Here is a 23,825-nt window from a genome sequence, read left to right as displayed (position 1 = left end):
GGCCGGTGCCAGGCCCGAGCTCAACATCGTCTGACAGACCGTCTGATAAGGGGAGAACTTGATGGTGCACACGCTGCCTGGCGCCGACGGGCCGCCCCCGGCGAGATCACGGCGCTCGACACGCACTGGATCTGGCAGGACGGCCAGGCGCTCACGACCCGGCCGTTCCAGATCACGGACGGCGCGATCGACGTGCCGGACACTCCAGGGCTCGGCGTCGAGCTCGACCGTGCGGCGCTGGCCGAGGCCCACGAGCTCTACCTGCGCCACGGACTCGGCGCCCGCGACGACGCCGTGGCCATGCAGTACCTGGTGAAGGGCTGGACGTTCGACCCGAAACGCCCCTGCCTCATCCGCTGACCCCGGCACCGGGCGGGGCTCCTCGAGTCCCGCCCCGTGACGGCCACTCGGGCACTTCGCCTAATGTTGGCCTCATGGGCATGGTCGGGACGGTCGGGTTGGTGCTGCATCCTCAGCGCGACTCCAAGAAGGCGATAGACACCATCCTGCGCTGGGCCGGTGAGAAGGGGGTCACCGTGCTCGGGCTGCCCGAGGAGGTCGGGCGCATCGACTGCACCGCCGTGCCCGTCGACGCCGACACCCTCGTCGAGCGGGCCGATCTGCTGGTCGGGCTCGGGGGCGACGGGACGATGCTGCGGACCATGCGGCTGCTGGCCGGGCGGCCCACCCCCATCCTCGGGGTGAACCTCGGCAAGCTCGGGTTCCTGGCCGAGATCGACGTGGACGAGCTGGCCGACACGCTGTCCGCCATCGACGGCCACCGCTACACGGTCGAGTCGCGCATGGCGATCAGGAGCCGGATCAACGGCAAGGACGTGACCGCCTTCAACGACATCGCGCTCGTCCGGATCCCGGGCGAGGGGCTGGCGGCGATCTCCGTCACCCCGGCAGGCAGCGACTTCGTGCGCTTCGCCGCCGACGCGGTGATCGTGGCCACGTCCACCGGCTCGACCGCCTACAGCTTCTCCGCCGGCGGGCCCATCGTCTCGCCCCGGGTGGAGGCGGTGCTGGTGGTGCCGGCCGCCGCGCATTCGGCCTTCAACCGGGCGCTGGTGCTGCCGGCCGACGAGGACGTGACGCTGGAGGTGCTGCCCACCAGCGGGCGGCTGGCCGTGGAGGTCGACGGGGCCGTGGTGGCGCATCTGTGCCCCGGTGACACGGTCACGGTGGCCGCGTGGCCGGGGGCGGCGAAGGTCGTCCGGCTGGGCACCACGTTCTATGAGCGGGCCCGCCGCAAGCTGCGGGTGGACGGCAGCATCGAGGCCTACTGATCCCTAGGTGCGGGCACGCCGCCGGTGCCGGGCAGGACGCTCCGGCGGCGTGAAAGAGTCCTGGCGCGGCGTGAAGAAGCCGTTGTGGGGCTCCGGCTCCTCGGCGGGCTCCTCCTCCGGGTGGTGGCGGGAGGCCGTCAGGGCCGCCAGCGCCGTGGTGATCGGGACGGCGGCGATGAGGCCCAGCGTGCCGACGATGCTGCGGACGATCTCCTGGGCGATGACCGGCGTCGTCAGCACCTCGCCCAAGGGCTGCTGCCCGATGCTGAACAGCAGCAGCAGGGGGAGCGACGCCCCGGCGTACGCCAGGATGATCGTGTTGATGACCGACGCGATGTGCGCCCGCCCGATGCGCCCGGCCGCCCGGTAGAGGCGGGCGAAGCCGTACGACGGGTTGGCGTGGGCCAGCTCGGCCACCGTCACCGCCTGTGTGACCGTGACGTCGTCGAGCACCCCCAGCGCCCCGATGATGATGCTCGCCAGCAGCAGCCCCTGCGTGTCGATCTTCAGGCTCATGTCGAGCACGAGCGCGCTGTCGTCGGTGATGCCGTTGAGCCGGGCGAACCCCAGCGCCCCGTACGACAGCAGGCCCGTGAGCGTCAGGCTGGCCAGCGTGCCCAGCACGGCCATGGACGTGGCCAGGGAGAAGCCGTGCGTGAGGTAGAGCACGGTCAGCATGATCGCCGCCGCCCCCACGATGGCGACCAGCAGGGGCGGCTCGCCCTCCAGGATGCCGGGGATGACGAACGTCAGCAGCAGCACGAACGTGACCGCCAGCCCGACCAGCGCCGTCACCCCGCGCCAGCGGCCGAAGGCGATGACCGCCAGCGCGAACGCCGCCCCGAACAGCCACAGCGGCGCCGTCCGGTCGTGGTCGGAGATCTGGTACTTGCCGTCCGCGTCGCGCAGCAGGATCACGTCGTCGCCCGCGGCGAAGCGCTGCGCGCCGGGCCCGCTGGGCAGCCGGAGCGTCACGACCTCACCGCCGTCGGCCCGGACGACGGCGTTGCCGCAGGTGGCGGGGTCGGGCTGGGGCGCGCCTTCCGTGGCGGCGGGGCAGCGCCCGAGCTGGACGCCGGTGACCGTCCCGGTGACGCGCTGCACGCCGGACGGCGTGGCGCCGGTGTCGGTCCGGCCGTCCGGCCAGAGCCACAGCAGGGCCGCCAGCGTGACGACCGCCAGCGGCACCAGCACGGCGAGGCCGGCCACCACCGTCCGCCGGGAGCTGGGGGGATGATGCGCGTGATCGGCGCCCAAGTCAACGTCCTCCTCGGCGACTCCTCGGGGGACGACAGTACTGCACGGCGTCCTCCTGGGTAGGCGTAGGGCATGTCGTGGCTGGTGGGCACCTCGGGATGGCAGTACAGGCACTGGCGCGGGCTGTTCTATCCGGAGGGCGTGCCGCAGCGGCTCTGGCTGGAGATGTACGCCGAGGAGTTCCCGACCGTCGAGAGCAACAACGCGTTCTACCGGCTGCCGAGCCCCGAGACGTTCGCGGCGTGGCGGGACCGCACGCCCGACGGGTTCGTGATGGCGGTCAAGGCCAGCAGGTTCCTCACCCACATCAAGCGGCTGGCCGATCCCGAGGAGCCGGTGGAGCGGCTGATGAGCCGCGCGTCGGAGCTGAAGGACAAGCTCGGGCCCATTCTGCTGCAGCTCCCGCCGACGCTGAAGGCCGACCCGGACAGGCTCGACCGGTGCCTGCGCTGCTTCCCCGCCGGCGTGCGGGTGGCCGTGGAGCCGCGGCACGAGTCCTGGTGGACGGAGGAGATCCGGGAGATCCTCCTCGCGCACGAGGCCGCCCTGTGCTGGGCGGACCGGCTGGGCAAGCCGCAGAACCCGCTGTGGCGCACGGCCGAGTGGGGCTACGTGCGCCTGCACGAAGGACCGGCCCACTGGTCGTACGGCGACACCGCGCTGAAGACCTGGGCGAAACGCCTGCACGAGGCGGACTGGCCGGACGTGTACGTCTATTTCAACAACGATCCTGAGGGGGCGGCAGTGCGGGACGCGCGAAGGTTTGCCAGACTCTTTTAGGTGCACACGCGTCTGTACAGGAACGGCGTCCTCGAGAAGGAAGGGTTCCCGGTCGAGGAGGTCTCCGACTACGTGGGCGACCCCCACAACACGGTCTGGTTCGACCTGTGCCGTCCGTCGCCCGCCGACCTCGGCGTGATCGGCGAGGAGCTGGGGCTGCACGAGCTGGCGCTCGAGGACGTGCTTACCGACCATCAGCGGCCGAAGGTCGATATTTACGACAACCATTTGTTCGTCACGGTCTATGGCGTGCACTTCGACCACGACCGGCTCGACCCGGTCGAGGTGAACGTCTTCGTCACCGCCAACGCCCTGGTCACCGTGCGCGAGAACGAGCACTTCGACATCGGCGCGGTGGTCAGGCGCTGGGACGCCGCCGCCCGCCTGGCCGAGCACGGCGTGTCGTTCCTCCTGCACGGCCTGCTCGACTACGTGGTGGACAGCCAGCTCGACCTGGTGCAGGACCTCGACTCGCAGGCGGAGGCGCTGGAGGAGTCGCTGTTCGAAGAGGGCGGCGTGCGCGACCCCAGGGCGCTGCAGCGCAGGATGTACGAGCTGCGCAAGGACACCGCCAGGCTGCGCAAGGTCTCGATGCCGATGCGCGAGGTGGTCGGCTCCCTGCTCCGCCGCGACCAGGACCTCATCCATGACCCCGTGATGATCCCGTACTACGAGGACGTCTACGACCACGTGCTGCGCGTGGCCGAATGGGTGGAGTCCATCCGCGACATGCTGGCCAACATCCGCGAGACCCGCCTGTCCGAGCAGGGCTTCCGGCTGAACGAGATCATGAAGCGGCTCACGGGCTGGGCCGCGATCATCGCCGTGCCCACCGCGATCACCGGCTTCTACGGGCAGAACGTTCCCTACCCGGGCGAGGGCCAGCAGTGGGGCTTCTGGGCGTCCCTGATCCTGACGGCCGCCGCGTCCGTGTGGCTGTACACGGTCTTCAAGAAGAAGGACTGGCTGTAGGCAGGCCCGCAGGGCTCGCTCCTGACGTCCAGCCGCGTTTCCACGTCCAGCCGCACCCGCGCCGCGCCGGAGGCGGGATAGAGGTGCAGGCAGCGGCCGCCCGAGGCGAGAGTCCTGCGGCCGATCGAGGTGGTGAGCAGCGACAGCTCCTCGTACGTGGCGGGCGTGGCCAGCCGCAGCACCCACGCGCCGTCCGGGGTGCGCGTGCGCGTCCCGTCGAGCGCGTAGTAGTCGAGGACGCTCTCGTCGGCCGACACGACCGCCCGCATGGTGAAACGACGCCCCTCCACGGTGAACACCTCCGCGGAGGGCGCCTTGTAGACCGAATGCACGTACAGGATCGAGAAGGAGCCGGACACGACGGGCAGGCCGTTCACGGTGAGGCGCCCGGCACCGGCGCCGGAGCAGAGTGCCGCCACCGCCGCGAGCGCCACCAGCAGTCTCGTCAGCCCTTTTCCTTGTAGTAGCGGGCCGCGCCGGGGTGCAGCTGGACCGGCGCGACCTCCTGGGCCAGCTTGACGTCGAGCTTCTTGGCCTCCGGGTGCACGGCCGACAATTCGGCCTTCTTCTCGAACAGGGTCCTGGTGATGTCGTAGGCGAGCTGGTCGCTCATCTCGGAGGGCACCAGCAGCACGTTCGGGATGACGACGGTCTTGATCGTGCCGGACAGCTTGTAGACGGACGACAGGTCCACGTCGTGCCCGGAGTACTGCTGGCCGTACGTGGACTGCATCTTCGCCAGCACGTCGCCGGTGTCGAGGATCTTGATGTTCGGCTTGCTGGTGGCCAGGTCGGTGATGCCCGCCGTGGGCAGGCCGCCGACCCAGACGAACGCGTCGATGGTGCCGTCCTTGACGGCCTGCACCGCCTCGGTGATCGACAACTGCTGCTTGGTGATGTCGGTGTCCGGGTTGATCCCGGCCGACTGCAGGATGCGCCTGGCCACGACCTGGGTCCCGGAGTTGGCCGGGCCGAGCGAGACGCGCTTGCCCTTCAGGTCGGCGACCTTGGTCGCGCTGACGCCGGGCGCGACCACGAGATGCGCGTAGTTGTCGTACAGGCGGGCGATGGCCTTGACGGGCTGCTTCGAGGTGAACGTGTCCTTGCCGTTGACCGCGTCGGCCGCGGTGTCGGCCTGGGCGAAGCCGATGTCGGCCTTGCCGGAGGCGAGCAGCTTGATGTTCTCGACGGACGCCGACGTGACCGACGCGGTGGCCTGGGTGTTGGCGATGTTGGCCGACAACTGCTTGGCCAGGCCGCCGCCGTACACGTAGTAGACGCCCGTCGTGCCGCCGGTGGCGATCGACAGGCGGTTGCCCGAGCCGCCCGCGCCACCGCCGCCGCAGCCCGCCGCGGTCAGCACGGTCGCTGCGAGTATCGCGAAGATCCGCTTCACGCTGGGTTCCTTCTCCTTCTTCTGACGAGGTGCACGGCCGCGGCCACGGCCAGGACGGCCAGGCCGGCGATGATGGGGACGGGTTCGAGGAACAGCAGCAGCACCGCGGCCACCGCCGCGAGCACCCGTTCCGGCCGGCCGGTGAGGCCGCCGGTTGCCATGGCCAGGGCCGCCACGGCGATCGCCGAGACGGCGGTCATCAGCAGCACGGTGCCGATCGGCCCCTGGCCGAGCAGCGCCTGCCCGTTCGGCGTCAGCACGAAGGCGAACGGCACCAGGAACGCGGGCAGGGTGTACCGCCAGGTCATCATCATTGTCCGGTACGTGTTGCCGCCGGTGATCGCGGCCGCCGCCACCGCGGACAGCGCCGTGGGCGGGCTCACCTCCGACAGCACCGCGTAATAGAAGACGAACATGTAGGCCTCGGCCTTCGTGACGCCGAGGGCGAAGAGCGCGGGGCCGATGATCACCGCGGCGATGATGAAGCTGGCGGTCACCGGCACGGCCAGGCCCAGCAGCATGACCGCGACGCCGGACAGGACCGTCGTCAGGATCAGGTTGCCGGCGGCGAGGTCCACGATGATGTCGGCGAGGTTCAGCCCGAGGCCGGTCTGCGTGATGATGCCGACGATGATCCCGGCCGCCGCGCACACCGCCGTCACCGGCAGCACTTCGAGGGCGCCCTTGGCCAGCGCCTGCGCGACGCGCTTCGGCCCCATCCGGTGCTCCGGGTCGAGGAACGACAGCGCGAACGCGATGCCGGTGGCGATGACCACCGCCTGGAACGCCGACCTGTCCAGCGCCATCAGCACGATGATGAGGATGAGCGAGCTGAAGTGGTAGCCGAAGCGCAGCAGCAGGCGGCCCGCCTTGGGGGTGTCCACCTCGACGGCGTGCGTGCTGAAGCGGCGCGAGTCGATCTCGATGGCCAGGAAGATGCCGAGGTAGTACAGGATCGTGGGGATCGTCGCGTACAGGAGCACCTGGAGGTAGCTGACCTGGAGGTATTCGGCGATGATGAACGCCGCCGCGCCCAGCGTGGGCGGCGACAGGATGGCGCCGATGCCGCCGGCCGCGAGGATGCCGCCCGCCGGCTCCTTCGGGTAGCCCGCCCGGCGCAGCACCGGCCAGGCGACGCTGCCCAGGCTGACCGTGGTGGCCACGCCCGATCCCGACACGGTGCCGAGCAGGAATCCGGCCGTGGTGACGGTACGGCCGGGGGCGGCGCGGGACTTGCGGAAGGCGGCGAAGCTCAGGTCGATGAAGAACCGGCTCGCGCCCGAGTAGTCGAGTACCGCGCCGTAAATCGTGAAAAGGATGATGTAGCTGGCGGCGACCTGCATGGGGACGCCGAAGAAGCCTTCGGTGCCGGTGTAGAGCTGCGACACGATCTGCTCGAGGTCGAACCCTCGGTGGCCGATCGTCCAGTTAATGGGCAAATAGGAGCCGTAATAGGCATAAATCAGGAAAATTACGCAGATGATGGTCAGGGACCAGCCGACGGTGCGCCGTACCGCCTCCAGGAGCAGCACCGTCAGCGCGAGGCCGGCCACGATGTCCACGCTGGTGAGCGCCGCGCCGGAGCCCCGCTCGCGGAACGCCTCGAAGTCGAAGAGCGGGTAGACCAGCACGGCCAGCGCGACGGCGGCCAGCACCCAGTCGGCCACGCTCGGCCGCTCCGCAACGGCGGGCCGCTCGGCCGCGGCCGGTTGCTCGCCCGCGGCCGGTTGCTCGGCCGCGGTGCCGGTGCCGCGCCTGAGCAGGCGCCGCACCAGCGGCGGCACGCCCGACCGGTAGCAGAGGAAGACCAGCGGCAGCGCCGCCGCCAGGAACGTCATCCGGTGTTGGATCGCCTCGATCGGCCAGAACACCACCACCAGCGAATAGGCCGACAGTAATCCGCCCACGATCCACACGCCGAGCCGAAGACCTCCGCTGAGCTCCCGCGCCGGGCGTTCCTGTTCGTGAGCGGAAACCAGCTCGGCCTCGCGGGCGCTCAGCTCGGTCAAATCGTCCTCCCCGACACGGCGTTGCAGCGGACTTTACGAGTCGTTCAGACGCTGGGGGAAGACTCCGTTACCTTTTCGATTTCCGAGTTTCAGAACAACGGTCGCGATTCCTTGGCGAGCCGCTCCACGGGCACGTCACCCGCCTGGCTGCCGTCGCGCAGCCGTACCGCCGCGCCGCCGCTCGCCGCCTCGCGCGCCCCCACGACCAGCTGGTACGGCACCAGCCGGTGCGCCCTGATCCTGGCCCCGAGGCTGCCCCGGTCGGCGGGCGCCAGCTCCGCCCGCAGCCCGGCGGCCACGCAGCGGCGCAGCAGGTCCTCGGCGGCGGGCAGCTCGGCGTCCGACAGCGGCAGCACCACGGCCTGCACGGGCGCCAGCCAGGCGGGGAACGCGCCCCCATGGACCTCGATGAGGTGCGCGAGCAGGCGCTCGATGCTGCCGACGACACTGCGGTGCACCATGACGGGGCGCCCGCCCCCGGAGTGGCGCAGGTCGAAGCGCTCCGGCTGGAAGAAGTCCACCTGGACGGTCGACAGGCTGGTCTCGCGGCCCGCCGGGTCCACGATCTGGATGTCGATCTTGGGGCCGTAGAAGGCGCCCTCGCCGCGTTCCTCGTCGAAGTCGCGGCCGCGCTCGTTCAGCACGTCGCGCAGGATCGCCTCGGAGCGCGCCCACAGGCCCGGGTCGTCCACGTACTTGTCGCCGTCGCCGCGCAGCGACAGCCGGTAGCGGGCGGCCCGGATGCCGAGCTGGGCGTGTGCGGCCTCGACCAGGTCGAGGGCGCTCGCCACCTCGGCGGCGGCCTGCTCGGGCGCGCAGAACACGTGGCCGTCGTTGAGCTGGATGGCCCGCACCCTGGTCAGGCCGCCCAGGACGCCGGACAGCTCGGAGCGGTACTGCCCGCCCAGCTCGGCCAGGCGCAGGGGCAGCTCGCGGCGGCTGCGCCCGCGCGAGCGGTAGATGAGCGCGTGGTGCGGGCACAGGCTGGGGCGCAGCACGAACTCCTCCCCGCCCACGTTCATGGGCGGGAACATGTCCTCCGCGTAGTGCGCCCAGTGGCCCGATCTTTCGTACAGCTCGCGTTTGCCGAGCACGGGCGAGTTGACGTGCTGGTAGCCGTTGCGGCGTTCGAGCTCGTGGACGTAGTCCTCGACGGCCTTGCGCACGGCTGCGCCCGCGGGGAGGTAGTAGGGGAGGCCGGAGCCGATCATCGGGTCGGTGTCGAAGATGGCCAGCTCGCGGCCGAGCCTGCGGTGGTCGTTCATGATCGTCCTTTTCGTGGAAAGGGCGAACGACCAGACTCCCGGGCGTCCGCCCGGGAAGCATGGATTCAGCGCGCCGGGACGGTGTCCGGCGTCGTCGTGACGAAGGCGCGCTGCATGGATCTCACCGTAGCATCCGGATACGTCCGCGAGCTCATGAAAAAAAGCTTCAAGAAGACCTCAAGGTTTGGCAAATGGTATAAAAGCCGGGTGGCCGAGATCACCCTGGACGTCTGCCAGCTGCAGGCGTTCGCCGAGGTGGGCTATCAGGTCGCGGGCGGTGGCGGCGCGCAGGGGGCGATGGCGGCGCTGCGCCGGGTGGTCCCCGTCGACGCGTACGAGTTCGTCGCCTTCGATCCGGCCACGGGGCGCCACCACAGCGTCGTCTCGGACGGCCACCGGCGCATCGATCGCGACGCGGCCGAGGAGTACGCCGGACTCGACGCGTACCGCAGGGCCCGGGCCACCCGCGCCCCGGTGCGCATGCCCGAGCCGGACACCGAGCGCTATTTCCGGCGCCACCTCGCCCCCTACGGGTGGCAGGCCGGGCTGACGGCGCCGCTGTTCCTGAGCGAGGGCCGCTACACGGGGCTGCTGCACCTGGCCACGAAGGACGCCTTCTTCCCGCGGATCACGGGGGAGCTGCTCGCGGCGGTGAGCCCGATGCTGGCGCACGTCACCGACCTGACCAGATGCGTGATCGACCCGGTGGGGCTGCCGCCCGACTTCCGGGCGGTCGCGTTCGACCGGGTGGGGACCCGGCGCGAGGTCCCCGGGCACGAGACGTCGGCCGTGCTGTGGGAGGACCCGGCGATGGCCGCGTTCGCCCGGGCGTTCATCGACTCGCGGGAGCTGAACAGGCACGGGCTCTGGCCCGACCGCGCCGGGCGCTGGCACGAGTTACGGCTGATCAGGGCCGGTGTCGGGTTCCAGGGGGCGCTGCAGGGCGCCATCGTGGCCGAGCGGCCCTGCCTGCTGCCGTACGACCTCACGGGGCGGGAGGTGGACGTGCTCACCCGGGTGGCGGCCGGCGACTCCAACCCGCAGATCGCCGCCGCGCTCGTGCTCAGCGTCCGCACGGTGACGACGCACCTGGAGCACATCTTCGCCAAGCTCGGCTGCGACAGCCGTACCCGCCTCACCACCAAGGCCCTCGCCGAGGGCCTGTGCCGCCTCGACGTCTAGCCCCCGGCAGGCCGGGCCGCTAGACGGCCACGCCGGCGGGCACGCGGGCGTGCAGCAGCTCGAACCAGACCGTCGTCGTGCCGTCCTCCCGCGTGAAGCCCCAGCGGTGGCTGAGCGCCTCGATCAGCGGCAGGCCCCGCCCACTGGTGGACTGCGTGCTCGTACGGCACACGCACGGCGGCCCGTCCGACCCGGCGTCCGACACGAGCACCCGCACCGCCGTCTCCGAACTGGTCACGGTCACCGTGAACGAGCCGCCCGACCCGGACCTGGTGTGCAGGATCGCGTTCGTGGCCAGCTCGCTGGTGAGCAGCGCCACGTCGTCGTACAGGGGATGGTCGCGGCCGAGCACGGCGGTCACGAGCCCCCTGGCCCTGGAAACCTGCGACGGAACGCCCGGCAGCCTCGCCACCAGATCCCCGGAGCCGTTCCCGTCGAGGCGATGAAAGTCCGGCGGTGCCACGGCGACCTCCCCCAAATCGGCGACGTTGTGAGACGCGCCGGCGGTGCGCCGGAGGCTACCGCGAAAAGGTAGGAAAGGCCTTGCTGGCGGCCGCCTGCGCGACAGGGGATGCCGACCGAGTACGCTGCGATCGACGAGTCGTCCAGACCGTGGGGGAGAGCGTGGGAGGTCGCGTGAGCAGCCTCGAGGCCGTGTGGGTTCAACCGTACGACCGGCCGGGGGCCGCGGTCGTGACCGGCGTCTTCGACATCCTGCACGTCGGCCACGTGCGCTACCTGCGGGCCGTGGCCGAACGAGGGCTGCCGCTCGTCGTCGGCGTCGAGGACGATCCCCGGGTGCGGGCGTGGAAGGGGCCGAGCCGCCCGCTCAACCCCGCGGAGGAGCGGGCCGAGGTGCTGGCCGCGCTCCGGTTCGTGAGCGGCGTGTTCATCGTGACGGGGCCGCCCGAGGCGCACGGGCCGGAGGACTACATCGACCTGCTGGTGCCCATGCGTCCGGGAGCGCTCGCTCACACGGCGGGCGACCCGCACGCGGGTGCCCGCGCCGCCGCGGCCGCCATCCTGGGGAGCGAGTGCTGGGAGATGGCCTCCATCCCCGGCCGGTCCACGACCCGGATCGTGAACGCGGCGAGCAAGGGCTGAGAACGGCCTGGATTCTGAGCGGACGGAAGGCCATGATCGCGTAATCTCTCCTGACATGACGGCCGATCTGCTGGCGAGACGCGTGACGAACCTCCTGGCACCGCAGGTGCTGGTGATCGTCATGCCTCCGGTCGTCGGCCTCATCGCCGAGGGGTGGGGCGGGGCCGCGTGGGGGCTGGTGGCCTCGGCGTTCTGCGGTGGCGTGCCGGCGGCGGTGATCGCGCTGGGCGTGCGGTCGGGCCGCCTCGACTCGCACCACATCGTGGACCGCGCCCGCCGCACCGGCCCGCTGCTCGCCGCGGTGGCGGCCGTCCTGGTGGCGCTGGCGCTGCTGGTCGTGATGGGCGCGCCGACGCTGCTCGTCGCCACCGTGACCGCGATGCTGGCCGCGCTGGCCGTGACCGTTCCCGTCACGCTGCGCTGGAAGATCTCCTTCCACGCCGCCGTCTCCGCGGGCACGGTCGTGGTGCTCGCCCACGTGCTGCCCGCCTGGCCGACCGCGCCGGCCGGGGCCGCCGTCGTGGCGCTGGTGTGCTGGGCGAGAGTACGTCTGACGCACCACACCTGGCCCCAGGTGGTCGTGGGGGCGGTGGCGGGGACGCTGACGACATGGGGGACGCTGGCCGCGTTCGGTGTGGGCTGATCCCCGTGCTCGGGCCGGCCGGAATAGCGGTGGCGCTCCCGGGGTTGCCGCGAACATGGACGTCACGAACCGCGGCCGGGTGCGCGTCGAGCGCACGGCCAAGCGTGTGAGGGCTTATCTCGGCGGCCGGGTGGTGGCCGACACCACCTCCGCTCTCCTGGTGTGGGAGGTCCCGTACTACCCCACCTACTATTTCCCGCTGGCAGACGTGGACGAGTCCGCGCTCAAGGCCACCGGCGCCACCGGTCACTCACCGAGCAGGGGCGACGGCCTGGTGCACACCGTCACCTCGGGCACGGCCGAGGCGGCGGACGCGGCGCTGGTCTACCGCGACTCGCCGCTGGAGCAGATCCGCGACCACGTCCGTTTCGAGTGGGACGCCATGGACGCCTGGTTCGAGGAGGACGAGGAGGTCTACGTCCACCCGCGTGACCCGTACACCAGGGTCGACATCCTGGCGAGCTCGCGGCACGTGCGGGTGGAGGTGGGCGGCGTCACCGTGGCCGACTCCCGCAGCCCGCGCATCCTCTTCGAGACGGGCCTGCCCGCCCGCTACTACCTGCCGAAGACGGACGTGCGGCTCGACCTGCTGGAGCACACGGACACGGTGACGCACTGCCCGTACAAGGGCACGGCGGAATACTGGACGGTCAACGGCGAGAAGGACCTGGCCTGGTCCTATCGGACGCCGCTGCCGGAGAGCGAGAAGGTCGCCGGGCTGATCGCGTTCTACAACGAGAAGCTCGACATCTACCTGGACGGCGAGCTCCAGGAGCGCCCGAAGTCCAAGTTCGCCTGAGCTCAGGAGGAGGGGGTCCAGCGGGGGTCGCGCCCGAGGTAGCGCAGGAGCACCGCCACGTCGTCGTCGCCCGGCTCCGGCTCCAGCACGGCGGCGTACGCGCCCCAGGCGCGCAGCGGCTCGACGATCTCCCGCGCCACCTTCAGCAGCGGCCGGGCCAGGTCAGGCGTCAGCGGCGACGCCTGGCCCGTGGCGACCGCGATGTCCCAGGCGTGCACGGCCGCGTCGAGCGCGCACGCCGCCGAGCCGGACCACGGCGACATCTTGTGCGGCGGCACCGGCGTCGGCACCTCCAGGGCGCCCCGGTCGACGCCGGCCCACGCCCTGGCCGAGCGTGCCAGCGCGTCCTCCGTGAACGCCGCAGGGTCGCCCGCCAGCTCGCCCGAGGGCTCGAACGGGTTGAACGCGGGGCCGGGCTCACCGGTGAGCGCGGCGGCGAAGCCGATCTGGTCGCCGGCCGCGTGCTGGAGCACCTGCGTGACGTCCCAGGCCGAGCAGGGCGTCGGGAGGTGCCAGGCGGTCGCGGGAACGGCGCCGACGACCCGGCGCAGCGCCTCGTGCGCGGCGTCCAGTACGTCCCAGCCGCTGGTGGTGTAGTCGCTCATCGGTGAGCCCCTTTCCGTTATGCCCTCAGTCTAGCAGAACGGAATAGTTTGTTCCACTACTTTTTGACGCGGCGGACGCCGGCGGAAGGCGCGGAAGCCTCCCGCCCGCTCACCGCACGGTCAGATGAAGAGACGGGCGAGGACCCGGGTGCCGAACTCCAGGCCCTCCACCGGCACCCGCTCGTCCTTGCCGTGGAACATCCCGAAGTAGTCCAGGTCGGGCCGGAGCATCAGGGGCGCGAAACCGTACCCCTTGATGCCGATCCTGGCGAAGGACTTCGCGTCGGTGCCGCCGGCCATCACGTACGGCACCGGCCGGGCGAGCGGGTCCTCGGCCACCAGCGCGCCCGCCAGCGTGTCGAAGAACTCCGAGGGGTACGGCGCGTCGGGCGCGTCCTCCAGGTTGACGAACTCGCGGGTGATCTTCGGGCCGAGCAGCGCGTCGATCGTCTCCAGGAACTCCTCCTGCGTCCCCGGCATGTAGCGCCCGTCCACGTGCGCCTCGGCCGTCGAGGGCACCACGTTCACCTTGTAACCGGCGTCCAGCATCGTCGGGTTCGCCGAGTTGCGGATCTGGCTCTTGAACAGGCTGCCCAGCGGGCCGAGCCGGGCCGCCTCCTCGTCCAGGCGGTCGAGGTCGATCGGCCGGCCGGTGATCTCGGACAGGCTCCGGATGAGCGCCGCGACCGACGGCGTCAGGCGTACCGGCCACTGGTGGGAGGCCAGCCGCGACAGCGCGTGCACCAGCGTGGCGACCGGGTTGTCCACGGGGGGCCGCGAGCCGTGGCCCGCCACGCCGTGTGCGGTGAGCTTCATCCAGGCGGTGCCGCGCTCGCCGACCGCGATCGGATAGACCCGGTGCCCACCGGAGGCCACGCTGAAGCCGCCCGACTCGCTGATCGCCTCCGTGACGCCGTCGAACAGCGCCCGGTGCGCGGTGACCGCGTGCCGCGAGCCGTAGTCGCCCGTCGCCTCCTCGTCCGCCAGGAACGCCAGCACCAGGTCACGCTTCGGGCGTACGCCGCGGGCCGCCAGGTCGAGCACGGTCGCGAGCGTCATCGCGCACGAGCCCTTCATGTCGACCGCGCCCCGCCCGTACACGCAGCCGTCGGTGATCTCGCCGGAGAACGGGTGCATCCGCCACTCGGCCGGGTCGGCGGGCACCACGTCCAGGTGGCCGTGGACCAGCAGCGCGTCGGGGGAGTCGCCGTCGATCCTGGCCACGACGGTGGTCCGCCCCGGCGCCGACTCGAACACCACCGGCTCGATGCCCGCGTCCGCCAGCAGCGTGGCCACGTACTCGGCGGCCGGGCGCTCGCCCGAGCCCGGGTTGGTGGTGTCGAACCTGATCAGATCCGAGCAGATCTCGGCGACGCTCTTCACGCTCTCCCCTTCAGTGTCAGCGGCGGCACCTCAGGCGTCTCCATCCCGAAGATCAGCCCGTAGAAGGCCAGCTCGGCCTCCAGCACCGCGACGATAGTCTCCTCCCTGCGCCAGCCGTGCTGCTCGCCGGGGTAGGTGAGCAGGGCCCACTCCTTGCCATGTTTGTCCAGCTCGGCGGTGAACCGCTCGGCCTGGCTCACGTCCACGATCGCGTCCTCCAGGCCGTGCAGCATGAGGCACGGGCCCGAGGTGCGGTAGGCGTTCAGGAGCGGCGAGCGCTCGGTGTAGCGCTCCCGCGTCTCGGGCAGCGGGCCCACCAGCCCGTCCAGGTACCGCGACTCGAAGTCGTGCGTCTCGGCGGCCCAGCTCTCCGGGTCGGTGATCGCGTAGTGCGCGACCCCGCCCGCGAACACGTCACTGTGCACGAGCGCCGCCACCGTGGTCCAGCCCCCGGCGCTGCCGCCGCGGATCGCGAGCTTGGCGGCGTCGGCGCGGCCCAGCTCGACCAGGCCCCTGGCCACCTTGGCGCAGTCCTGCACGTCCACGACGCCCCACTGGTGGCGCAGCCGCTCGCGGTAGGCCCGGCCGTACCCCGTCGACCCGCCGTAGTTGACCACGGCCACGCCGATGCCCCTGCTGGTGAAGTAGGCGATCTCCAGGTCGAGCACGACCGGGTGGCTGCCGGTGGGGCCGCCGTGCACGAAGATCACGTACGGGCCGGGGCCCTGCGCGCCGACCGGCGGGTAGAGGTGCGCGTGCACGCCCTCGACCGTCACGGCCTCGGGAGTGGGGAGCAGGTCGCGGTCCGGGAGCGGCTTGCGGGCCGACACGATCTCCCACGCGCCGCCCTCCTCGAGGTCGACGAGGGTCACTTCCAGCGGCGTGTACGGGGTCGCCCCCACGCCCGCCACCTTGCCGCCCGCGACCGACACGGTGGACGACCAGTAGGTGGCCGGGCCGCCGATCTCCCGCAGGCCGCCGGTCTCCGGGTCCAGCACGCCCAGGCGGCGGTGGTCCGGGGTGCCGTACACGACGGCCAGCTCGCCCGTGTCCGCGATGGCCAGGTACGTCATGCCGGGCTTCCACGCCGCCGAGCCGAACTCCAGCTCCATCGGGGTGAGGTTCCTGGCGGGGGAGCCGTCGAGGTGGACGAGGTGGACGTTCCACCAGCCGGTGGGGTCGGTCACCGCGTACAGACTGGTGCCGTCGCGCCACTCGGCCTGCGCGACCGACTCCTCGGGGCCTCCGGCGACCACCCGGTACTCACCCGCCGTGCCGTCCTCCCGCAAGGGGGCCACGCAGAGCTCGGTGCCGTCCCAGGGCATGTTCGGGTGGTCCCACCCGATCCAGGCGACGTGGCGGCCGTCGGGGGACAGGCGGGGGTTCATGAGGAAGTGCTGGGCCTCGACGATCACCTTGACGGGGCCGCCGTCGAGGGGCACCGCCACCAGGTCGCGCACGTCGTCGGTCTCGCGTACGGCCCACACCTCGTCGCGGCCGGGCGGGAGGTACAGGTCCGCGTAGCGTGCCGGTCCCTCCGGGGTGAGCGGCACCGGCACGCCGGGCAGGGGCGCGGCCGGGGCGGGGGCGTCGAGGCGGTAGAGGCGCTGGTCCGCCCAGTTGGTGAAGACCAGGCCGCCGCCCGGCAGCGGGCGCCAGGAGCGGCCGCCGTACTCGATCACCCGGTTGCGCGCGTTCCAGCCCTGCGGCAGCGCGTCCGTGCGGGTGCCGTCCGGGAGGCGGCGCACCACGCAGCGCCGCCCGCCCTCGTGCGGGCGCGGCTCGTCCCACCAGACCTCCACACCGGAGGGCGTGGCCACCGCCTCCACCCAGAGCGGGCCGCCGTCGGTACGGGCCACGTCGATCGGTCGAATGCTCATCAACTCACCAATTGCCGTCGGTACAAGGAGGAAGGGGATGCTCGGGCGGGTGGAGGATGTACGCGATGCCCCCGGTGCCCGAGCTCCTCAACCACACGTTCTCGAACGCTGCCCGCGGATAGACCCTCCGAACCGTGGCGTCGTCGGGTGCGGCGGGGTCGTTCACGATGACGTCGCCCTCGGCCGTGAAGCCGGTGACGACCAGGATGTGGCCGTCGGTGGAGTAGCAGGAGCCGGGCAGCTCGTGCGCCTTGAACGACTGCGAGGTGATCACCGGGATCCCGGAGCGTACGAACGCCTCCAGCTCCACCGCCGACCGCAGCCGCGTCACGAATCCGGCCAGCCCGTACCGCCCCGCGTACGCCACGTTGAACGGCCAGTTGCCGGTGCCCAGATAGCTCGTGTCGTACGTGCCCATGGCCGCGTGGTCCACCATGGGCGCCGGGTCGCCGTCCCCCACCCAGGCCAGCTCGGCGGGCACGGGGCCGCGGCCCCAGTAGCCGAGCACCATGGCCACCGAGGTCGGGCTGCACCAGTTGACGCCCCCGCCGTCCCACCGCAGGTGGTGCCCGGCGTGCGCGTGCTGGGAGTGCCGGGGCACCGCCAGCTCCACCGGCCCCGCCGCGCCGGGCGCGCTGGGCACCACAGGACGTTGCGGCACGGCCGAGGCCATCACGCCCAGCCCCGTCACTCGGGCACCCGGGCCGTGGGCGGCCACCCGCACCTGGTACGACACCACCGGCCGCCGGGCCACGAACGTGTCCACCGCCACGTCGCCGTTCTCGTCGCCCTGGCCGGGGACGGACGTGCGCGGATCGCCGTGCTCGGACCAGCGGCCCATGACGTACCACTTGGTGAGATCGCCCGGCTCGGTCCTGGCCCGCAGCGCCACCTCGATCCAGGAGCCCGGCGGGGTGCGCGCGGTCCACGAGGCCACGAGCTGGGTGGCGGGGAACCCGATCCGGCGCTCATCACTGCTCCACGAATCACCCGCGGACACGGCGAAGCGGGCAAAGGCGACGCGGGCCAGATCGACGGTGAGCACCAGCCACATTCTGCTTCCGCACTCCATGTCGCACATCGGATGGTTTACGTACCAGCCGGATTGTGTCGGTGATGATCTCTATGGTTCGGGTCATGACTCACGCGATACAGGCGTACGCCTACGCGGGCCCCTCCGTGCTCGACGGCGGCAGGCTCGCCCTCTCGACCTCCGGCGGCACGGCGTTGTCCGGGCCGCGCACGCATCCCCGGTTCTTCAGCGGGCTGCTCTCCCAGCCGGCCCCGGCCGCGGCCGGGCTGCTGGCCGTCGCCGACGTGGCGCTCGCCCGCTACCACCAGCCCAGGCCCGGCTGGACCCGCGACCCGGTGGTGACCTGCGACGGCGGGCGGCTGCGGTTCGAGTCGTTCTCGGCGTGCGGCGGCGTCTACGCCCGGCTCGACGTGCTGGAGCTCGACGGCGACGTGCTCGACCGGGGCACCACCAACGTCGACGTCAACGGCCCGCTGCGCGAGTCCCTCGCCAGGGTGGGCAGCCGGGACCCGCTCCACCTCGGCGTCGGCCCCGACGAGCTGACGGTCACCACGCTGGACGGCGCGGTCGTGGAGAAGAAGGTGCCGCTGCCGTCGCGGTGGCTGCGCGGGTTCGCGGAGGTGCAGGTGATCGCCGCCGGGTTCGACCTGCGGGCCGAGCTGGGCGGCCCGCAGGCCGTGCGCTTCCTGCGCTCCCTGCCCAAGGGCGCCCGCTCCACCGTCTGGGCCGTCCCCTCGGGCCGCGACCTGCGCCTGTCCGGCGGCCCCGCGCGCGGCGGCGTCTGCCTGTCGGGCGCCGGGCGGGTGGCCACGCTGATGCCGCTGCTCAGGTTCGCCAAGGCGCTGCGCGTGTACGGCCCCGCCGATGGTTCGTCCACCGCGAGCGCGTGGGAGCTGGAGCTGCCCGGCATGCGCTACACCCTGGCGGTCTCGCCGGAGCCGTGGCGCGGCTTCTCCGGCGAGGGCGCCGTGCTGTCCGACCTGTCCACCGACGAGGCCGCCGGCGACGCCGACGTGGTGGGCATGCTGCTCAACTTCGAGCCCACGGTCGAGCTCGGGCTGCTCGCCGACCGCTCCGGCCTTCCCGTCGAACGGGTGCGCGCCGCGCTCACCCAGCTCGGCACGGCCGGCCGGGTCGGCTACGACCTGCACGAGGCGGCGCACTTCCACCGCGAGCTGCCGTACGACAAGGAGCAGGTGGCCCAGCTCAACCCCCGGCTGACCGCCGCCCGCGCGCTGGTGGACTCGGGGGCCGTGCGGCTGGCCGGGGAGAGCGCCGAGGTGACCACGGACGGCGGGGTGCGGCGGGTGCGCATCGCCGAGGGCGAGTGCACGTGCCCGTGGTGGTACGACCACCGGGGGTCGCGCGGACCGTGCAAGCACGTGCTGGCGGCCCGGATGGCCGCCCGCGTCGCCGTGGACGTGACCCTGTGAAGGGGTGCGGTCAGAGGTACAGGCCGGTGGACTCGTCGCCCGGCTGTGCGGTGAGCTCGCGGCCCGCGCGCAGGGCGTACAGCTCCGCCAGCGTCGCCCCCGACGAGCTCACCCCCTTCGACGAGCCGAGCCAGGTGACGGCCTCCTCCTTGGTCAGCGGTCCCACCTCGACCTGCGCCAGGCACCGCCCGGGGCGGACGACGGCGGGGTGGAGGCGGGCGAGATCCTCGTTGGTGGTGATCGCGACCAGGACGTCGCGGCCCTGGCCGAGCAGGCCGTCCGTCAGGTTGAGCAGCCGCGAGAGCCCCTGACCCGCCTGGGCCTTGGCGCCCGAGCTGATCAGTTCGTCGCAGTCCTCCAGGACGAGCAGCCGCCAGCGCTGCGTGTCCTCGTCGGAGTCGTAGCCGACGGCCACCTCCATCAGGTAGCCGGGCTCGTTGAACAGGCGCTCGGGGTCGAGCACGCAGTCCACCTGACACCAGTCGCGCCACTGCTTGGCCAGCGCCCGCAGCAGCGTGGTCTTGCCGGTGCCCGGCTCGCCGTGCAGGAGGATGAGGCGGCCGTTCACGTCGGTAGGGGTGATCGACATGAGCCTGTCGAGGGCCGGGCGGACCTTGGCCGAGTAGTTCTTGCTGATCTCGTCCCAAGGTTGCGCCGTGATCGGCTTCTCCGAGCGGGTGCCGCCGTGCATGCCGCGCCACCAGAAGCCCATCTCGACGTGGTCGACCTCAGGCATGGCCTCTTCTGCGCCCTCGATGCTCTCCGCGAGCACGCTCTTGGCCAGCTCCTCGTTCACGGCCGTCACGCTGACGGTGGCCGTGCGGTTGCGGTGGCGTACGACGCGCAGGGTCCAGCCGTCGCCGCAGATGAGCCGCGACTCCGACCCGTCCTCGACGCGCGCGGTACGCAGCACGCGCCCGCCGGCGGGGCTCAGCGGGGCGTCGGGGCGTACGCGCTCCAGATTGGCCAGGCGGGACCACGGCTGCGCGCCCGTCGCGAACGGCGACAGCGCCAGGGCGTCGATGACGTCGATGGCGGAATCGGCGTCGTCGATCCAGATGTTCATCGGGAGCTCAGAGGACTCCGGGGTGGGGAACGGCACCTCCCTGATCACGGACATAACGGTAATGATCCAGCCTCGAGCCGTCACATGTCGAAGGGTTTAGCCGAAAAATCTCCCTAAGGTTGGCTCTTCTGGAGGTCGCCGGTCTGGGTGACGAGGTCGTTGCCCGGGACGTCGCGCCAGGTGTAGGCGAGCGTGTCGCCCTTCTTGGCGAGCCAGATGGTGCCCGCGATGCAGCCGCCCTCGTTCGCTCCCAGCGAGAACGTCAGCTCCTTCTCCTCCACCTTGGTCAGCGTGATCGTCCCGCTGCAGCTCTCCTGCGGGTCCTTCTCGCTCCACGCCGCGGTGGACGCTCCCGGCTTCAGCACCACGGTGTTCTCGGCGCCGTCCGCGTCCATGGGGTTCGTACTGGTGGTGTGGCCCGACCACGTACCGGCGAAGGAGGCGGGGATCTTGAGGTCCTTGCCGGGGCCGGCGGTCGGCGTGCCGGACGCCGACGGGGACGCTGAGGCGGACGAGGAGGCGGACGCTGACGCGGACGCCGAGGGGGACGCTGACGAGGGCTCCGACGAGGACTCCGACGGGGACGCCGATGAGGGCGCTGACGAGGGCGCGGTGGCCGAGGCCGACGGAGGTGACGTGGCCGAGGTGGTGCGGTCGTCGTCCCCCGAGGGCGGGGTGGGGGTGCGGTTGAGATAGAGGGTCGTGGCGACGGCCGCGGCCAGGATCACCGCCACCGCGGCCGAGACGCCGATGAGCAGGCCCCGGGATCGGGCGCGCCCCGTCCCACGGGTGTCCGCCGCCCGGGACCCCGGCCCAGTCTGCTGCGCCGCACCCGGCTGCGGCCCCGTCTGGTACGCCGCCCCGGGGTGCGGCCCCGTGGGAGGGTCGTCGCCGGACGGCGGGCTGCCAGGGAACGGCGGAGTCCCGGGGCCGTGGATCCCAGCCGGCCCAGGGACGTGGGGGTTGACCAGGGACACCATGAGCTGCTGGGCCGTGGGGCGGCGGGAGGGATCCTTGGCCAGGCAGGACGCGATCAGCCCGCGCAGGCGTGGCGGCAGCGCGGACAGGTCCGGCTCCGCGTGCAGCACCCGGTGCAGCACGGCGGGCACGGTGTCCGCGCCGAACGGGCTCGCGCCCGTGGCCGCGTACAGCATCGACGAGGCCCAGGCGAACACGTCGGAGGCGGGCGCGGCCGGCGACCCGCTGATCTGCTCGGGCGCCAGGTAGGCGGGGGTGCCGATCAGGCCCGACGTCAGCGTGGCCGCCCCCTCCGCCCTGGCGATGCCGAAGTCCACCACCCTGGGTCCGTCGGGGCCGAGCAGCACGTTGGCCGGCTTGAAGTCGCGGTGCACGATCCCGGCCGCGTGGATGGCGGCCAGCGCCGTGGCCGTGCCGACCGCCAGGCGCTCGAGGTCGCCGCCGCGCAGCGGGCCGCGCTCGCGCACCCGCTCGGCCAGCGAGGGGCCGTCCACGTACTCGCTCACGACGAACGGCCGCGGCCCGTCGGCCGAGACGGCGAGCACCCGCGCCGTGCAGAAGGAGGCGATGCTCTCCAGCGCCTCGAGCTCGCGTGCCAGCCTGGCCCGCGTCGTCTGGTCGCCCGTGCTCAACAGCTTGATCGCGACCGGCTCGCCCTCCGGGGAGTGGGCGAGGTAGACCACGCCCTGCCCGCCCTCGCCGAGCCGGCCGGACAAGCGATAGCCGCCCAGGGACGCCGGATCGTCTGGTGCCAGGGGGCTCGCCATGGGCGATACGTTACCGGTCTTCATGCGTACCCCAAGATCCACCGGTACCTTGGGTCGTCACATAAATCACTCCTTACACGGAGGATGGGGGAAAGTGTCGAAGGTCACGTTCCGTGAGCGGGCGCGTTACTGGTTCGACAACACCATGTCCAAGGGCACCGCCTCGCTGATCGGCTGGCTGGCCGTGGTGTCGCTGACGCTGATCGTGATCGTGGCGGCGCTGACGCTCTGGCTCGCGCCCGACGAGCCGGACGGCGTGGCCGGTCCTGGGCACGTGCTCTGGATCGCGCTCATGCACGCGCTGACCCCGAGCAAGGTCGCCAGCGACAAGGGCTCGACGGCGTACATGGCCGTGATGTTCGCGGGGTCGCTCGGCGGCCTGTTCATCGTCAGCATGCTCGTGGGCCTGCTGTCGAACGGGCTCAAGCAGAAGGTGGACCGCCTGCGCAGGGGGCGCTCGCGGATCGTCGAGTCCGGGCACACGGTGATCCTCGGCTGGTCGGACCAGGTGTTCACCATCGTGGCCGAGCTGGTCAAGGCGCACGCCAGCGAGAAGGGCTCCGTCATCGCCATCCTGGCGGAACGTGACAAACTCGCCATGGAGGAGGACATCCGCGAGGCGGTCGGCGACCTCGGCAGGACCCGGCTGGTCTGCCGTACGGGGCGGCCCACCGAGCCGCGCGACCTCGCGCTGATGAACCTGGCCACCGCCCGCTCCGTCGTCGTGCTCTCGCCTGAGAGCAAGGACCCGGACGCGCACGTCATCAAGATCCTGCTCGCGCTGGCCAAGCGCGACGGCATGCACCCGCCGGTGGTCGCCGGGCTCACCTCCAGCCGCAACATCGCCGCCGCCCGCCTGGCCGGCGGCCAGGACGTGCACCTGGTCGACTCCGACGACACCGCCTCCAGGCTCATCGTGCAGTCCTCGCGCCAGTCCGGCATGTCCGTCGTCTGCATGGACCTGCTGAACTTCGACGGCGGCGAGATCTACCTGCGCACCCCCAAGAAGCTCGTCGGCGTCACGTACGGCGAGGCGCTGCACGCGTACCAGACCGCCTCCGTCATCGGCCTGCGCCGGCCGGCCGGCGTCGTGCTGAACCCGCCCGCGGACACCGTCATCAACGCAGACGACCAGGTCATCGTCATCGCGCACGACGACTCCCACATCCGCCTGGCCGCCGGCAAGCCGTCCCTGGACGAGGCCGCCATCGTCGAGGCGGAGGCGCCGCCCACCGAGCCCGAGCGCACGCTGCTGCTCAACTGGAACGGCCGGGCCGAGCAGATCGTCCGCTACCTCGACGGCTACGTCGCCCCCGGCTCCGTCCTGGAGATCGCCGCCGACCACCCCAAGGCGGGCGCAGGCCTGGCGGGCCTGCGCAACCTCACCGTGAACGTCAAGGACTGCGACACCACCGACAGGTACGCGCTCGAGTCGCTCGGCGTCGGCCTCTTCCAGCACGTCATCGTCCTGTCCGACGACCGCTTCGACCCCCACCACTCCGACACGCGCACGCTCATGACGCTGCTCCAGCTCCGCGACATGCAGAGCGCCCTCGGCGAGCACTACTCGATCGTCAGCGAGATGCACGACGAGAACAACCGCGCCCTGGCCGAGGTCACCGAGGCCGACGACATCGTGATCAGCGACACCGTCATCGGCCTGCTCCTCGCCCAGCTCGCCGAGAACCGGCACCTGGCCGACGTGTTCGGCTACCTGTTCGACTCGCGCGGCTCGGAGATCTACCCCCGGCCCGCCGGCTCGTACGTGACGACGGGGACGCGGGTGACGTTCTCCACGGTCGTGGAGGCAGCCAAGCGGAGGGGCGAGACCGCCATCGGCTACCGCAGCGCCCACGCACGCAACGTCCCGCCGCACTACGGCATCATCCTCAACCCGGACAAGTCCGAGCCGATCGTGCTCCACCCGAGGGACTCGGTGATCGTCCTGGCGGAACGCTGACCTCGCCTGCCGGTCACGGGA

The 23,825-nt window shown here is 71.8% G+C and carries 22 protein-coding genes; 10 read left to right on the top strand and 12 right to left on the bottom strand.

The genetic code is table 11. The features are described from left to right. The coding region (locus tag AB0J64_RS33050) for an enolase C-terminal domain-like protein (RefSeq protein ID WP_364035649.1) at positions 1-360 on the top strand (360 nt) is incomplete at its 5' end. A gap of 74 nt (positions 361-434) precedes the next feature. Further along, positions 435-1,292 (top strand): NAD(+)/NADH kinase, encoded by an 858-nt coding sequence (locus AB0J64_RS33045; RefSeq protein WP_364035646.1) that lies wholly within the window; start codon positions 435-437, stop codon positions 1,290-1,292. Positions 1,293-1,295: 3 nt separating this feature from the next. On the opposite strand, the gene AB0J64_RS33040 is transcribed toward AB0J64_RS33045, so the two are convergent. Continuing rightward, positions 1,296-2,549: a YibE/F family protein gene (locus AB0J64_RS33040; RefSeq protein ID WP_364035643.1), complete on the bottom strand. Its 1,254-nt coding sequence runs from the start codon at positions 2,547-2,549 to the stop codon at positions 1,296-1,298. Positions 2,550-2,621: 72 nt separating this feature from the next. Between AB0J64_RS33040 and AB0J64_RS33035 the strand changes: the two genes are divergently transcribed. Together AB0J64_RS33035 and AB0J64_RS33030 are read left to right on the top strand one after the other, a co-directional pair. Next, positions 2,622-3,329, top strand: a complete 708-nt coding sequence (locus AB0J64_RS33035) for a DUF72 domain-containing protein (protein ID WP_364035640.1) — start codon at positions 2,622-2,624, stop codon at positions 3,327-3,329. Next, positions 3,330-4,301: a magnesium transporter CorA family protein gene (locus AB0J64_RS33030; protein WP_364035637.1), complete on the top strand. Its 972-nt coding sequence runs from the start codon at positions 3,330-3,332 to the stop codon at positions 4,299-4,301. Here the strand turns inward: AB0J64_RS33030 and AB0J64_RS33025 are convergent. The 4 genes from AB0J64_RS33025 to thrS all read right to left on the bottom strand — a co-directional run bounded on the left by AB0J64_RS33025 (position 4,196) and on the right by thrS (position 9,040). Next, on the bottom strand, positions 4,196-4,735 hold the full coding sequence (locus AB0J64_RS33025; protein ID WP_364035634.1) for a DUF1850 domain-containing protein: 540 nt from the start codon (positions 4,733-4,735) through the stop codon (positions 4,196-4,198). The two genes, AB0J64_RS33030 and AB0J64_RS33025, sit on opposite strands and share 106 nt — an antisense overlap. 11 nt (positions 4,736-4,746) lie before the next feature. Continuing rightward, complete coding sequence (locus AB0J64_RS33020) at positions 4,747-5,697, bottom strand: TAXI family TRAP transporter solute-binding subunit (RefSeq protein ID WP_364035631.1); 951 nt, start codon at positions 5,695-5,697, stop codon at positions 4,747-4,749. Next, complete coding sequence (locus AB0J64_RS33015) at positions 5,694-7,706, bottom strand: TRAP transporter fused permease subunit (RefSeq protein ID WP_364035628.1); 2,013 nt, start codon at positions 7,704-7,706, stop codon at positions 5,694-5,696. Before AB0J64_RS33015 ends, AB0J64_RS33020 begins: the two co-directional genes overlap by 4 nt. Positions 7,707-7,795: 89 nt before the next feature. Then, a complete protein-coding gene (thrS, locus tag AB0J64_RS33010) occupies positions 7,796-9,040 on the bottom strand; it encodes a threonine--tRNA ligase (protein ID WP_364035661.1) in 1,245 nt (414 codons plus the stop codon). Positions 9,041-9,178: 138 nt separating this feature from the next. Here thrS and AB0J64_RS33005 point away from each other — a divergent pair, with 138 nt between their 5' ends. Continuing rightward, the gene (locus AB0J64_RS33005; RefSeq protein WP_364035625.1) at positions 9,179-10,153 is read left to right on the top strand and encodes a LuxR C-terminal-related transcriptional regulator; all 975 of its coding nucleotides are present in this window, start codon (positions 9,179-9,181) and stop codon (positions 10,151-10,153) included. A gap of 19 nt (positions 10,154-10,172) precedes the next feature. Here AB0J64_RS33005 and AB0J64_RS33000 read toward each other — a convergent pair whose 3' ends face one another. Further along, positions 10,173-10,616 (bottom strand): ATP-binding protein, encoded by a 444-nt coding sequence (locus tag AB0J64_RS33000; protein ID WP_364035622.1) that lies wholly within the window; start codon positions 10,614-10,616, stop codon positions 10,173-10,175. A gap of 173 nt (positions 10,617-10,789) precedes the next feature. On the opposite strand from AB0J64_RS33000, the gene AB0J64_RS32995 reads away from it, so the two are divergent. Genes AB0J64_RS32995 through AB0J64_RS32985 form a run of 3 tightly spaced genes read left to right on the top strand, consistent with a single transcriptional unit; the run spans position 10,790 to position 12,699 of the window. Beyond that, a complete protein-coding gene (locus AB0J64_RS32995; RefSeq protein ID WP_364035619.1) occupies positions 10,790-11,257 on the top strand; it encodes an adenylyltransferase/cytidyltransferase family protein in 468 nt (155 codons plus the stop codon). A gap of 55 nt (positions 11,258-11,312) precedes the next feature. Next, positions 11,313-11,900, top strand: coding sequence for a hypothetical protein (locus tag AB0J64_RS32990; protein WP_364035616.1), 588 nt, complete (start codon positions 11,313-11,315; stop codon positions 11,898-11,900). A 55-nt stretch (positions 11,901-11,955) separates the two neighbouring features. Then, positions 11,956-12,699, top strand: a complete 744-nt coding sequence (locus AB0J64_RS32985; RefSeq protein WP_364035613.1) for a DUF427 domain-containing protein — start codon at positions 11,956-11,958, stop codon at positions 12,697-12,699. Positions 12,700-12,701: 2 nt separating this feature from the next. Here AB0J64_RS32985 and AB0J64_RS32980 read toward each other — a convergent pair whose 3' ends face one another. The 4 genes from AB0J64_RS32980 to AB0J64_RS32965 all read right to left on the bottom strand — a co-directional run bounded on the left by AB0J64_RS32980 (position 12,702) and on the right by AB0J64_RS32965 (position 17,621). After that, positions 12,702-13,304, bottom strand: a complete 603-nt coding sequence (locus AB0J64_RS32980; RefSeq protein ID WP_364035610.1) for a TIGR03086 family metal-binding protein — start codon at positions 13,302-13,304, stop codon at positions 12,702-12,704. Between the two features lie 120 nt (positions 13,305-13,424). Next, positions 13,425-14,687, bottom strand: coding sequence for a M20/M25/M40 family metallo-hydrolase (locus AB0J64_RS32975; protein WP_364035607.1), 1,263 nt, complete (start codon positions 14,685-14,687; stop codon positions 13,425-13,427). Further along, positions 14,684-16,567, bottom strand: coding sequence for a prolyl oligopeptidase family serine peptidase (locus AB0J64_RS32970; protein WP_364035604.1), 1,884 nt, complete (start codon positions 16,565-16,567; stop codon positions 14,684-14,686). Before AB0J64_RS32970 ends, AB0J64_RS32975 begins: the two co-directional genes overlap by 4 nt. A 4-nt stretch (positions 16,568-16,571) precedes the next feature. After that, the gene (locus AB0J64_RS32965; protein WP_364035658.1) at positions 16,572-17,621 is read right to left on the bottom strand and encodes a C39 family peptidase; all 1,050 of its coding nucleotides are present in this window, start codon (positions 17,619-17,621) and stop codon (positions 16,572-16,574) included. Positions 17,622-17,704: 83 nt separating this feature from the next. On the opposite strand from AB0J64_RS32965, the gene AB0J64_RS32960 reads away from it, so the two are divergent. Then, on the top strand, positions 17,705-19,033 hold the full coding sequence (locus tag AB0J64_RS32960) for an SWIM zinc finger family protein (protein ID WP_364035601.1): 1,329 nt from the start codon (positions 17,705-17,707) through the stop codon (positions 19,031-19,033). Positions 19,034-19,043: 10 nt separating this feature from the next. Here the strand turns inward: AB0J64_RS32960 and AB0J64_RS32955 are convergent, their stop codons facing one another. Both AB0J64_RS32955 and AB0J64_RS32950 read right to left on the bottom strand, forming a co-directional pair. Further along, positions 19,044-20,153, bottom strand: a complete 1,110-nt coding sequence (locus tag AB0J64_RS32955; protein WP_364035598.1) for a DUF5925 domain-containing protein — start codon at positions 20,151-20,153, stop codon at positions 19,044-19,046. Between the two features lie 59 nt (positions 20,154-20,212). Next, positions 20,213-21,844: a serine/threonine-protein kinase gene (locus tag AB0J64_RS32950; protein WP_364035595.1), complete on the bottom strand. Its 1,632-nt coding sequence runs from the start codon at positions 21,842-21,844 to the stop codon at positions 20,213-20,215. Positions 21,845-21,938: 94 nt separating this feature from the next. Here AB0J64_RS32950 and AB0J64_RS32945 point away from each other — a divergent pair, with 94 nt between their 5' ends. Beyond that, positions 21,939-23,804: a TrkA C-terminal domain-containing protein gene (locus AB0J64_RS32945; protein ID WP_364035592.1), complete on the top strand. Its 1,866-nt coding sequence runs from the start codon at positions 21,939-21,941 to the stop codon at positions 23,802-23,804. Positions 23,805-23,825: the final 21 nt, after the last annotated feature.

It is taken from the genome of Nonomuraea sp. NPDC049695 (assembly GCF_040674955.1).
GTDB lineage: Bacteria > Actinomycetota > Actinomycetes > Streptosporangiales > Streptosporangiaceae > Nonomuraea > Nonomuraea helvata.
This window is presented reverse-complemented; position numbering and strand designations above follow the sequence as displayed.